General features: G+C 69.9%; 12 protein-coding genes. 6 read left to right on the plus strand and 6 right to left on the minus strand.

Features of this window, described 5'->3' with window-relative positions; all coding sequences use genetic code 11:
• Positions 1 to 76 precede the first annotated feature (76 nt).
• From WJM96_RS17995 to cls, 4 genes are read left to right on the plus strand one after another with little or no spacing between them, the layout of a single operon-like run.
• Positions 77 to 583 (plus strand): 2Fe-2S iron-sulfur cluster-binding protein, encoded by a 507-nt coding sequence (locus tag WJM96_RS17995; RefSeq protein WP_424813917.1) that lies wholly within the window; start codon positions 77 to 79, stop codon positions 581 to 583.
• Positions 580 to 1,554, plus strand: coding sequence for an FAD binding domain-containing protein (locus WJM96_RS18000; RefSeq protein WP_424813918.1), 975 nt, complete (start codon positions 580 to 582; stop codon positions 1,552 to 1,554). The genes WJM96_RS17995 and WJM96_RS18000 overlap by 4 nt, the downstream gene beginning before the upstream one ends.
• Complete coding sequence (locus WJM96_RS18005; RefSeq protein WP_424813919.1) at positions 1,551 to 3,833, plus strand: xanthine dehydrogenase family protein molybdopterin-binding subunit; 2,283 nt, start codon at positions 1,551 to 1,553, stop codon at positions 3,831 to 3,833. Before WJM96_RS18000 ends, WJM96_RS18005 begins: the two co-directional genes overlap by 4 nt.
• A 39-nt stretch (positions 3,834 to 3,872) precedes the next feature.
• Complete coding sequence (gene cls / locus WJM96_RS18010; RefSeq protein WP_424813920.1) at positions 3,873 to 5,303, plus strand: cardiolipin synthase; 1,431 nt, start codon at positions 3,873 to 3,875, stop codon at positions 5,301 to 5,303.
• Positions 5,304 to 5,322: 19 nt separating this feature from the next.
• Here the strand turns inward: cls and WJM96_RS18015 are convergent, their stop codons facing one another.
• A complete protein-coding gene (locus WJM96_RS18015) occupies positions 5,323 to 6,072 on the minus strand; it encodes an SDR family oxidoreductase (RefSeq protein WP_424813921.1) in 750 nt (249 codons plus the stop codon).
• Between the two features lie 65 nt (positions 6,073 to 6,137).
• Here WJM96_RS18015 and WJM96_RS18020 point away from each other — a divergent pair, with 65 nt between their 5' ends.
• Both WJM96_RS18020 and WJM96_RS18025 read left to right on the plus strand, forming a co-directional pair.
• Positions 6,138 to 7,007, plus strand: a complete 870-nt coding sequence (locus WJM96_RS18020; RefSeq protein ID WP_424813922.1) for an amidohydrolase family protein — start codon at positions 6,138 to 6,140, stop codon at positions 7,005 to 7,007.
• A 150-nt stretch (positions 7,008 to 7,157) separates the two neighbouring features.
• The gene (locus tag WJM96_RS18025; protein WP_424813923.1) at positions 7,158 to 8,468 is read left to right on the plus strand and encodes an NtaA/DmoA family FMN-dependent monooxygenase; all 1,311 of its coding nucleotides are present in this window, start codon (positions 7,158 to 7,160) and stop codon (positions 8,466 to 8,468) included.
• Positions 8,469 to 8,601: 133 nt separating this feature from the next.
• Here WJM96_RS18025 and WJM96_RS18030 read toward each other — a convergent pair whose 3' ends face one another.
• The 5 genes from WJM96_RS18030 to WJM96_RS18050 are packed head-to-tail and all read right to left on the minus strand — an operon-like array spanning position 8,602 to position 12,022.
• Entirely contained in the window at positions 8,602 to 9,033 is a 432-nt protein-coding gene (locus tag WJM96_RS18030) for a GNAT family N-acetyltransferase (protein WP_424813924.1), read from the minus strand.
• Between the two features lie 36 nt (positions 9,034 to 9,069).
• Entirely contained in the window at positions 9,070 to 9,696 is a 627-nt protein-coding gene (gene parA, locus WJM96_RS18035) for a ParA family partition ATPase (RefSeq protein WP_424813925.1), read from the minus strand.
• Between the two features lie 34 nt (positions 9,697 to 9,730).
• Entirely contained in the window at positions 9,731 to 10,357 is a 627-nt protein-coding gene (locus tag WJM96_RS18040; RefSeq protein WP_424813926.1) for a hypothetical protein, read from the minus strand.
• A gap of 7 nt (positions 10,358 to 10,364) precedes the next feature.
• Positions 10,365 to 10,688, minus strand: coding sequence for a hypothetical protein (locus WJM96_RS18045; RefSeq protein WP_424813927.1), 324 nt, complete (start codon positions 10,686 to 10,688; stop codon positions 10,365 to 10,367).
• Positions 10,688 to 12,022: a sulfite oxidase gene (locus WJM96_RS18050; protein ID WP_424813928.1), complete on the minus strand. Its 1,335-nt coding sequence runs from the start codon at positions 12,020 to 12,022 to the stop codon at positions 10,688 to 10,690. The genes WJM96_RS18045 and WJM96_RS18050 overlap by 1 nt, the downstream gene beginning before the upstream one ends.
• Positions 12,023 to 12,042: the final 20 nt, after the last annotated feature.

The raw sequence follows: 12,042 nt of genomic DNA on the forward strand, positions 1-12,042 counted from the left end.
ACCCTGCCGTTTAAAACGCCGAACACCTCCACCCCTCGATCGCGCGGCTCGCCCGCGCGGCATGGAGAGACGGCGAATGCAATTTATCGTCAATGGAGAGCGTCACGAGCTGACGCTCGATCTTCGTACCTCGCTGCTGGATCTGTTGCGGGAAAAGCTGGGCCTGCCCGGCACGAAGAAGGGCTGCAATCAGGGTGCCTGCGGCGCCTGCACCGTGCTGGTGGACGGCGAGCGCATCAACTCCTGCCTCGCGCTGGCCGTGCAGTACGAAGGCCGCGAGATCACCACCATCGAGGGGCTGGCGGAAGACGGCGCGCTGCATCCGCTGCAGGCAGCCTTCATCGAGCATGACGGCTTCCAATGCGGCTATTGCACGCCTGGGCAGATCTGCTCGGCGATCGGCATGGCGGCCGAGCTCTCGCGCGGCGTGCCGAGCGTCGTCACCGAGGATCTGGCGCATCACGCGGAACTCAGCCACGACGAGCTGCGCGAGCGGATGAGCGGTAATCTGTGCCGTTGCGGTGCGTATAACGGCATCGTGGAGGCGATCCAGTCCACCTTCGCCGGGGAGCGCGCGCCATGATCGAGTTCGGCTATGCGCGCGCCGGCAGCGCGGGCGATGCGATCGGCCTTGCCGGGCGGCACGCGGGCGCGAAGTTCCTGGGCGGCGGCACCAATCTCGTCGACCTGATGCGCGAGACCATCGAGGCGCCGGAATTCCTGGTGGATGTGACGGCCCTGTCCCAGCGGATCGAGGCCAGAGAGGATGGCGGGCTCGTCATCGGCGCGGCGGCGCGCAACACGGCGGTGGCCGAGAACCGCGCGGTGCGGGAGCGCTTCCCGGTGCTGTCGCGCGCCATCCTGGCAGGCGCCTCGGGCCAGATCCGCAACATGGCGAGCGTCGGCGGCAACATCATGCAGCGCACGCGCTGCCTCTACTTCTATGACGACGCCGCGCGCTGCAACAAGCGCTGCCCCGGCAGCGGGTGCGACGCCATCGACGGCTTCAACCGCATGCACGCGATCCTCGGCGCCTCGCCCTCCTGCGTGGCGACACACCCTTCCGACATGTGCGTGGCCCTGGCCGCGCTGGATGCCGTGCTGGTGCTGGAGGGCCCGCAGGGAACGCGGCGCCTGCCCATGCTGGACTTCCACCGCTTGCCCGGCGGCCGGCCCGATATCGAGACGGCCCTGGCGCCAGGCGAGCTGATCACGGCGGTCGAGCTTCCGCCGCTCTCCTTCGGCACGCATTCGGCCTATCGCAAGGTGCGGGACCGCTCCAGCTACGCCTTCGCACTCGTCTCGGTCGCTGCCGCGCTGGATGTGGCGGAGGGGCAGGTCAGGGACGTGCGGCTCGCGCTGGGCGGGGTTGCGCACAAGCCCTGGCGCGCGCTGAAGGCCGAGGCCGCGCTGCGCGGACGGCCGGCGACGGCGGAAAGCTTCCGCGCGGCCGCCGAGGCCGAGCTGGCCGATGCCGCGCCGCTCTCGCAGAACGGCTTCAAGCCGGAGCTCGCGCGACGAACCATCGTGGCGGTGCTGGAGGACCTCGCATGAGCCTCCTTGAGAATGCCATGAAGCGCGTCGTCCGGCTGATGCCGGACAAGGCTTCGGACATGTTGATGGACGCGAACCGCGTGGTGGGGCTGCCGCTGCCGCGCCGCGATGGCGGGCTGAAGGTCACGGGTAGCGCCCGCTTCTCGGCTGAGGTCGGCATGGAGGGGCTCGCCTATGCGGCGCTCGTCTACAGCCGGATCGCGCGCGGGCGCATCGCCTCGCTGGAGACCGCCGCGGCGGAGGCCGCGCCGGGCGTCGTGCTCGTCATGACGCATCGGAATGCGCCCCCCATGGCGCCGCCGCCGGTGATGATGGCCGACGACGCGGGTGCCGCGGCCAGTGGCCTACCGGTGATGCAGGATGACAGCATCCATTGGAACGGCGAGCCCGTCGCGCTGGTCCTGGCCGAGACGCAGGAGCAGGCCGACCATGCCGCCGCGCTCCTCCGCGTGGAGTACGAGGCCAGCCACGCCGAGGTCGATTTCGCGGCGGCCCGCGCCAAGGCGCATGAGCCTTCCTCCGTGCTGGGCGAGCCGGCGCGCATCGAGATCGGCAAGCCGGAAAAGGCGCTGGCCGAGGCCGAGGTGAGCGTCGACCTGACGTTCCACACGCCGCGCTACAACCACTGCGCCATCGAGCCGCACGCGCTGACGGTCGCCTGGCAGGACGGGTCCCTGCTGGTGCACGACGCCTCGCAGATGCTGCACCTGACCCGCAGCACTCTCGCCAGGGTGTTCAAGCTGGCCGAGGAGAAGGTGAGGGTGCTCTCGCCCTTCGTGGGTGGCGCCTTCGGCAACAAGAGCGTCTGGAACCACCAGATCCTCGCCGCCGCCGCCGCGAAGCTGGCCGGCCGGCCGGTTCGGATGACGCTCTCGCGGGAGGGTGTGTTCCGCGCCACCGGCGGCCGCACCTTGACCGAGCAGCGCGTGGCGCTGGGCGCCGGGCGCGACGGCAGGCTGACCGCGCTGATCCATACCGGCATCGCGGGAGTGACCTCGCATAACGACTGCCCCGAGCCGTTCACCTTTCCGACGCGCCACCTCTATGCGGCGGATAACATTCTTCTGCAGCAGCAGGTCACCGAGCTCGACATGGTGGCCAATACGTTCATGCGCGCGCCGGGCGAGTCCATCGGGACCTTCGCCCTGGAATGCGCGCTGGACGAGCTTGCCGAGAAGCTGGAGATCGACCCCATCGAGCTGCGCCGGCGGCTTGAGCCGAAGAAGGACCCCACCTCCGGCCTTCCCTTCTCGGAGCGGAATCTCGTGGAAGCCTATCGCGCGGGCGCGGAGCGTTTCGGCTGGGACCGCCGCGATCCCAGGCCACGCGCGCGGCGCGAGGGCGAGTGGTGGGTCGGCATGGGCGTAGCCACGGGGACATATCCCTACTACCGCATGGCCGGCGGCTCGGCCTCGATCCAGCTTCTCGCCGACGGGCGCGCCATCGTGCGGATGGGGAGCCACGAGATGGGCATGGGCACCGCCACCGCCCAGGCCCAGCACGCCGCCGAGCGGCTCGGCCTGCCGGTCGAGCAGGTGACCTTCGAGTATGGCGATACCGACATGCCTTCCGGGACCATGGCCGGTGGCTCGTCGCAGACTGCCTCCATCATCGCGGCGGTCACGGCGGCGTCGGAGGTGCTGGTGAAGGAGCTGCTGAAACTCGCCGGCAATGATTCCGCGCTCGGCGGCCTCAAGCCCCGGGACGTCGAGATGCGGGACGCGGGCCTCGGCCATCGCGAGGACGGGACGCGGTTCGAGAGCTTCGTCTCCATCCTGCGCCGCGCAGGCCGCGACGAGCTCCTGGTGCAGGCGGCGGCGCCGCAGCCCATGGAGGGCACGAAGCATTCCATGCACTCCTACGCCGCGCAGTTCTGCGAGGTGCGGGTGAATGCCGTGACCGGGGAGCTGCGCGTCAGCCGTTTCCTCGGCTCCTTCGACACGGGCCGCATCATCAATCCCCGCATGGCGATGAGCCAGTTCCGTGGCGGCATCATCATGGGCCTCGGTCTCGCCATGTCCGAGGAGACGCTCTTCGACGAGCGGATGGGCCGGATCATGAATCCCTCGCTCGCCGAGTATCACGTGCCTGTGCACCTCGACGTGCCGGAGATCGACGCGATCTGGACCGATATCCCCGACCCGCACAGCCCCATGGGGGTGCGCGGCATCGGCGAGATCGGCATCACGGGTGTCGGCGCGGCGGTGGCGAACGCGGTCTACAACGCCACGGGGATCCGGGTGCGGGATCTGCCGATCACGCTGGACAAGCTGCTGTAGCCCCTTCGCAGCAGCGCTGCGGTCCTTCAGGATCGGTGCATGGTCGTCGCCGTCGCCTATGTGCTGGTCCTGATGGCGCTGATCGCGCGGGTGATCCTGCGGCCGGGGCGGGATCCTGTCTCGCGCCTGGCCTGGATCGTGGTGATCCTGCTGGTGCCGGCCGCCGGTATCGGCGGCTACCTCCTGCTGGGAGAGACCAGTATCGGGCGGCGGCGCGTGGCGCGGTTGCGCAGCGCGGTGGAGGCTCTGCCCGACCCGCTCGCCGGGCTCGGCCCGCAGGCCGAGGCGCTGCGGCCCGAATTGCCTCCGCGCTTCCAGGAGCTGTTCCGGGTGGGCCGGTCCATCAGCCGCTATCGCGTCGTGGGCGGCAACACCGCGCGGCTGCTGCCAGACGAGAACCAGGCCATCGACGCGCTGGTGGGCGACATCGATGCCGCGCGGGACCACGTCCACTTGCTCTTCTACATCTGGCTGGATGACCGCAACGGCGCCCGCGTCGCGGAGGCGGTCGGCAGGGCGGCGCGGCGCGGCGTGGCCTGCCGCGTGCTGGTCGATGACGTCGGGTCGCGCGCCTTCATCCGGAGCGCCCATTGGCGGGCGATGCGCGAGGCGGGGGCTCGGGTCGTGGCGTCGCTGCCGGTGGGAATCGCGGTGCTCCGCCCGCTGCACGGCCGGATCGACCTGCGGGACCACCGCAAGCTCGCCGTCATCGACAATCGCATCACCTATGGCGGCAGCCAGAACTGCGCCGATCCCGAGTTCCGCATCAAGGCGCGTTATGCGCCCTGGGTGGACATCATGCTCCGCTTCGAGGGACCCCTGGCGCGGGAGAACCAGCACCTCTTCGCCGGCGACTGGGCGCTCTGGACCGGCGAGGATATCGGCCACCTCCTGAACGAGCCGATGGACAAGGCCGCCGGGGGCTTCGCCGCCCAGGTCATCGCGACCGGTCCGAGCTCACGGCCCTTCGCGCTGTCGGAGATGTTCCAGTCGTTGATCTTCGCGGCACGGCGGGAGCTCATCATCACCACGCCCTACTACGTGCCGGATTCCTCGATCCAGTCCGCGCTGCGGGCGGCGGGCAATCGCGGCGTGCGGACCATGCTCGTCCTGCCCGCGCGCAACGACAGCTGGGCAGTCGCTGCCGCGAGCCGCAGCCATTATGCGAGCCTGCTGGGCGCCGGGGTCGCGATCCATGAGTTCCAGGGCGGGCTGCTGCACGCCAAGACCCTGACGGTGGATGGCGAGGTGGCGCTGGTCGGTTCCGCCAATATCGACCGGCGCAGCCTGGACCTGAACTACGAGAACAACATCCTGCTGCACTCGCCGGAACTGGTGGCGGAGATCCGCGAGCGGCAGTTGAACTATGCCGCGCGCGGGCAGGAGGTGCATGCGGCCGAGGTGCTGCAATGGCCGATCCTGCGGCGCCTCTGGCAGAACAGCGCCGCGGTGCTCAGCCCGCTCCTCTAGCGGCCGGGAGAGTGGAAGATCAGCCGCGCCCTTCCCAGGGCATCAGGTTGGCCTTCACCGTCAGGAAGGGCACGTTGGCCTCCGGCGTGACGCTGTCCATGAAGACGATGGCGTTGGCGACGTTCTGTACGTCCATCGTCGCCTCGACCATCATCTCGCCGTTCGGCTGCTTCACGCCCTTGGTCATGCGCGCCGTCATGTTCGTCGCCGCATTGCCGATGTCGATCTGGCCCGCGCAGATGTTGTACTTGCGGCCGTCGAGGATGAGCTGCTTCGTCAGCCCGGTGATCGCGTGCTTGGTCGAGGTATAGGCCACGCTGTCGGGCCGCGGCGTATGCGCGCTGATCGAGCCGTTGTTGATGATGCGCCCGCCCTGCGGCGTCTGCTCCTTCATCATGCGGAAGGCCTGCTGCGCGCAGAGGAAGGAGCCGGTGAGGTTCACCGCCACCACCTGCAGCCACTTCTCCACCGGCAGGTCTTCCAGCAGGTAGCCCTGCACGCCCATGCCCGCATTGTTGAAGAGCAGGTCGCAACGGCCCCACTTGGACTTCAGCGTGGAAAAGAGCTGCTCCACGCCCTCGGGCGAGGAAACGTCGGTGGCGATGGGCAGGGCATTGCCGGAATGGGCGCCGGCCATCTGAGCCGTCTCCTCCAGCGCATCCTGGCGCCGGGCGGCCAGCGCCACGCGATAGCCCGCCTTCAGGAGCCCGAGCGCCGCCGCGCGCCCGATGCCCGTGCTCGCCCCCGTGACGACCGCGACTTTGCTCATACGTATCCTCCTGAATCTGAGGGCCCGAGATTGCGCCGCCTCGGCGATCCCCGCAATCTGGGCCGATGGAAACGCTCACCTTCACCTGCGTGCCCGCCAACGCGCGGACCAACCCGCCCCGCCGCAAGGCGCCGCCCGGAAGCTGCGACAGCCACTTCCACATCTTCGGCCCCTATGACCGCTTCCCCCTCAGCGCCTCCCGGCCCTACACGCCGCCGCCCGCGCTGATCGACCACTACCTGGACATGGCCGGCACGCTCGGCCTCGACCGCCGCGTGGTGGTCCAGGCCAGCGTCTACGGCACCGACAATCGCGTTACCATGGATGCCGTGGCGCGCTTCGGCCGCGACAATGCCCGCGCCGTCGTGGTGGTGGACGAGAGCGCCATGCCGCAGGAACTGCAGCGCCTGGCCGGCGAGGGCGCCGTCGGCGTCCGCTTCAACGCCGTCAGCGGCAACGGCACGCCGGTCGAGCAGCTGGAGAGCCTGGCCCGCCGCGTCGCCGATCTCGGCTGGCACATCCAGCTCTACATGAAGGGCGCGCAGGTGCGGGAACTGGAGCCCGTGCTGGCCAGGCTTCCCGTGCCCATCGTGCTGGACCACATGGCCGGCGTGGACGCGGCGAACGGGCCGGACGGCGCCGAGCTCGCCGCCGCGCTGCGCCTGCTGGAGACGGGCCGCGCCTGGGTGAAGATCTGCGGCTACCGTGCCAGCCGCCCGCCCTATGCGGACCTTGCGCCCATCGCGCGCCGCTTCGTCGACACGGCGCCCGAGCGCTGCGTCTGGGGCACCGACTGGCCGCACACCCAGTTCGAGACGGTCGAGCAGATGACCGATGACGGCATGCTGCTCGACTGGCTCTTCGACTGGGTGCCGGACGATGCGGCGCGGCATCGCGTGCTCGTGGACAACCCGGCGGTGCTGTACCGCTTCTGAGCTTGGCCGCTGCCCGCTCCCTGAGCCCCGCTGCCCAAGCGCGGGTCATTCCAGGTCCCGTCGGCGCGATCCGTCCTCGCCGCTCGGCCTGACGGGCTTTGTCTGCGATGGTAGGCAAAGCGCCGGCGCCGATTGCGCGAGGAGACTGACGTGAGACGTCCGGGCAAGATGCATCTCGTGGCCTATCTGAAGACGGGCCCCACCGCGAGTTTCGCCAGCGGTTGGCGCCACCCGGCCGCGCCCCTCGACGATATCTGGGAACCCTCGCGCTGGGAGAATCTCGCACGCCTGCTCGAGGCCGCGCGCTTCGATTGCGGCTTCTTCGCCGATGGCCTGGGCATCCCCGACCTCTATCGCGACAGCTTCGCCGACTATATCGGCCGCGGCGGCCAGGCGAGCCTGCTGGACCCGATGATCGTGCTGCCGCTGATGGCGCGGGCGACGACGCATCTGGGCCTCGGCGCCACGCTCTCGACCACCTTCTACGAGCCCTATCAGCTCGCCCGCAGCCTCGGTTCGCTCGATCTCATCAGCAAGGGCCGCGTGGCCTGGAACGTGGTGACGTCGAGCTACGACGCGGAGGCGCGCAACTTCGGCCTGGACCAGCTGCCGGACAAGGACCTCCGCTACGACCGTGCCGAGGATGTGCTGGCTGCCTGCTGCGCCCTCTGGGACTGCTGGGACGAGGATGCGGTCGTGCTGGACCGCAAGAGCGGCGTCTTCACCGATGCGACGAAGATCCGCTACGCGAACTACGAGGGGCCCTTCGTGAAGACGCGCGGGCCGCTCTCCATCCCGCGCACGCCGCAGGGCCGCCCGGTGATCCTGCAGGCGGGCTCCTCGCCGCGCGGTCGCGACGTCGCGGCGCGCTGGGCGGAGATGATCTTCTGCACCGTCGCCACCAAGGAGGACGGCATCGAGTTCTGCGAGGACATGGAGCGGCGGCTTAGATCCTTCGGCCGATCGCGTTCCGACGTCGCGATCCTGCCGACCTTCTCGGCCGTGGTGGGAGAGACGGAATCCATCGCGAAGGAGAAGGCGGAGTTCCTGCAGACCATCATCGACCCGGAGCTGGTGATGGCCTCCAATTCCGGTCTGCTGGGTGTGGACCTCAGCAAGATGGAAAGCGCAGATCAGGCCGACGCGGCGGCCGGCGCGAAGGGCTCCCAGGGCTCGCGCGACCGGATGCGGCAAAGGGCGAAGGCGGACGGCACCTCCTATGCCGAGGCGGCGCGCAAGGCCCGCGCCCAGCTGGCCGGCACGCCGGAGATGATCGCCGATGTGATGGAGGATTGGTTCAAGGCCGGCGCCTGCGACGGTTTCGTGATCCCGCCCACGACCTTCCCGATGACCTACGAGGATATCGGCCGGATGGTGGTGCCGGAGCTGCAGCGGCGCGGCATCTTCCGTAAGGAATATGCCGGCAGGACGCTACGCGAGAACCTGCTGAACCCCGGCTGACGCGCGGCTTGAGTGGAAAAGACAATTTTCCTATAAAGGGTGCGCCAAGGGGCGAGGCGCGTCCGCCGGTCGGCGCGTACGGGTAAGATAGTAAGATGGTAAGATAGTAAGGCGGCCGGGACCGAACCGGACCTTACAGCTTCTTGCGGTACCAGATCCGCGAATGGCCCGGCGGCATCCCGTCCAGCCGCCCGGCCTCCACCCAGCCATTGCGCTGCCAGAATTCGGGCGCGTGGAAGCTGAAGGTGTCGGTGTAGGCATCCGTGCAGCCGCGCCCGCGCGCGATGGCCTCGGCGCGCGAGAGCAGTTCGGTGCCCAGTCCCTGGCCGCGGGCGCCCTGCGCCAGCCAGAGCCAGTCGATGAAAAGCCAGTTCCAGTAGGTGAGGCCGAGTAGCCCACCCTTCACCACCTCTTCCTCGTCGCGGGCGAGGACGGTGACGGGCTCGCGGTCGTAGGGACCGCCGCGTTCCTGGTTGTACGCGTGCAGGCCACGCTGGATGGCCGCCACGGCCTCCAGCTCGGGGTAGTCGTCATCGCTGATGGTGATCTTGGGGCCCGCCTTCACGCGCGGCGCCCCGTTCGGCGGAAAGTCATCCCGGCTTTATTGGGCCTTCCCCGGCCGGAGGGAAGAGGCCAGGGCGCGGACCTCCTCTGCGGCGGGACTCCGCGCGGCGCTCTCCGTGACGCCCAATCCGAGCGCGAAGGCCGCCGCGAAGGCGGAACGATTGCCCAGGGTGTGGGGCGAGACCGGGGCCTTGCGGCGCTTCAGCTCGTCCATCACCACATCGCGCAGCCGGCCGGTGGCGGGCAAGCGGTTCAGGACGAAGCGGTAGGGCGTCTTCTCCGCCTCGGCCAGCGCGACCGTCCCCTCGGCGGCCCAGAGGTCGGGCAGGGAGGGCTGGACCGGGATGAGCACGAGATCGGCGGCGCGCACCGCGATGCGGGCATCCGTATCGGCATGGGGCGGCGTGTCGAGCACGATGAAATCGGCCGAGCGCTTGTGCCGGTCCACAGCGCCGGTGAGGCGCCAGCCGGACGGGGCCTCGAAGCCCAAGGGTGCGGCGGTCGCGGGCCGCAGCGCGTGCCAGCGCTGCAGGCTCTGCTGCGGATCGGTGTCGAGCAGGACGACCTTCTGGCCGTTCTGCGCCAGGGCCACGGCGATATTGGCGGCGAGGGTGGATTTTCCCGCTCCGCCCTTCTGCTGCGCCACCGCGATGATGAAGGCCAAGCGGCACCTCTCTGCGAATCCGTGCGGCCGCAGCTTACGCGAGTTTTCGTGCCCGTGCCGCTCGCGCGGCCGCCATCACCGCGATGCCGGGAATGGTGAGGGGAGGGTGATCCGCCATCAGCGCCGCGGCGGGCGCCATGGAGGCCTGGGCGAGCACGACCCGGCCGTCCATGCCCTGCGCCATATCGGCGATCCGCTGGAGGTAGGCGGCGTGCTCCCCGGCCAGGAAAAGCCGCCAGGCGCCGGGGACCAGATGGAGGGAGACGCGGGCGCCGGTCGCGGCGGCGGCCTCGCCGAAGATGTTGCGCGTGCTCTCGCGGGAGGATGGCGCGGCGTAGAGCACATGCACCTCTCCGCCCGCGCGGGTGGCGGCCTCGGCCAGGGCGCCGTCCGCCCGGATCACGGGCTTGGGCGCGTCGCGGGCGAATTCGACCGCCCCGCCGATGGTGGAGCAGGTCAGCAGCACGACATCCGATCGCCAGGCGAGGTCGCGCAGGATCGCAGCGGCCTCGGCCAGCGTGTCCGGCGTGGGTTCGCGCAGCAGGTCGGGGCGGACGCGGTGGGTGAGGCGAAGCGCGCCCCCGGGCAGCGCAGCCGCGGCCGTGTCGAACAGCGCCGCGTTGCTCTCGGCCGTGTGCAGGCAGGCGATGGTGATGGGCACGGGCGCCTCAGTTCAGGAAGGGGTTGCGGCCCCGCGCGGGGGCGCGGGGGCCGAAATGGCGCGCGAGGTAGTCCACGATCTGGCGGCGGTCGTCGCCCTCGATGGGGTTCATGCCCTGCTTCTCGACCATCCAGTCCATGAGCCCGTCCCATTGCTCGCGCGAGAAGGCGCTGCGGCGGATGATCGCGGTGCTGTGGCAGGCGGTGCAGGCGTAGAAGGTTTCCTCCTGCCCGTCGCCGGCGGGCAGGACGGAGGGTTCCTCGGGCTCGGCCGCCGGCTGGGCGAGCGCGGCGCCGCCCAGGACCAGGAGGGCCAGCAGGAAGGCGCGCATCAGCCCACCAGCACGGCGGCGCGGCTGATGGGATTGGCGCCGTAACCCTGAGGGTTCCAGTTCGCCGCGGCGTGGGGTTGCATCGTCCCCTCGCTGTCCGTGGCACGGTACCAGATCTCGAAATACCCGTCCGAGGGCAGGGCGACGCGGCCCGTCCAGCGCTGCCAGGCGTGGCGGTTGGCCGGTGCGGCCACCTGCATTTCGGTCCAGCTCGCGCCGAAATCGGTGCTGACATGGACGGCGCGGACGGTGAGGTCGCCCGCCCAGGCGGCGCCGCGCAGGTTGAGGGCGCGGGTGCCGGCCGGCAGGCGCGAGCCATGCGCGTGGGACGAGAGGATGGCGCGAACGGGCATGCTCTCCAGCTCGCGGAAGCTCGCGCCGTTGTTATTGCTGCCCGGCACGATCGGGTTCGTCGGCACGCGATAGCTCGTGCCGCCCATGCCGGCGCCGTCATGCACCTTGTCGCGGATCCAGATGCGGGTGAGCCATTTCTGGCTGAAGCTGCCCGGCCAGCCCGGCGTGATGAGGCGCAGCGGCGCGCCGTGGATGTGCGGGATAGGCTGGCCGTTCATGCGGAAGGCGAGGATTGTGTCCTCGTCCATCGCCTTCGCGATCCGCATGCCGCGGTTGATGGCCTGGCGGTCCGTCGCGCCCGAGAGATGCGGGTCGGCGCCGAAATGCCCGGTGTAGATGGCGCTGGGCTTGAGGCCCGCGGCGTTCAGCACATCGCGCAGGCGCACACCGGTCCACTCGGCATTGGCGATGGCGCCGTTGCCCCATTGGTTGCCCCGCGTCTGTGGCGCGAATGCGCCACGGCCATTGCCGCCGCATTCCATCTGCAGCTGTAGCGTGACGTTGGGGAAGCGGCTCCGCAGATCGCCGATGGTCATCGTCAGCGGCGTGTTCACCTCGCCGTCGATGGTCAGCTGCCACCCGTCGGGATTGGTGGCGGGCTCGGGCATCTGGCCGTTGTTGCGGATGAAGAAGTTCTTGAAGCTCGTTACGGCCTCGTCGAGCTGATGCTCGGGCGTTTCGGCCACCAGCGGCCGGTCGCCCAGCAGGATCAGCGGCTCCTTGCCCTCCATGCGGAAGACCTGGGGCGCGTCGGAAGCCGTCTGCGCGGAGGCGGGACGGGCCAGCAGCTCGGGAAGGACGCCGGCGGGAAGGCGATCGGCGAAGGGAATCGAGACGCCGAGCGCCGCGCCCATCGAGGCCAGAGCGGTTCCGCGCAGCGCGCCGCGCCGACCCCAGGCCAGCGCATCCGCGCGTTCCGGATCGTCGCGGTAGAGCTCGACCAAGGAGCGTTCGGGCCGTGCACGGCTCTTGTTGGACATTCGTGTTGCCTCCCAATCTG

It is taken from the genome of Roseococcus sp. YIM B11640 (genome assembly GCF_049727625.1).
GTDB lineage: Bacteria > Pseudomonadota > Alphaproteobacteria > Acetobacterales > Acetobacteraceae > Roseococcus.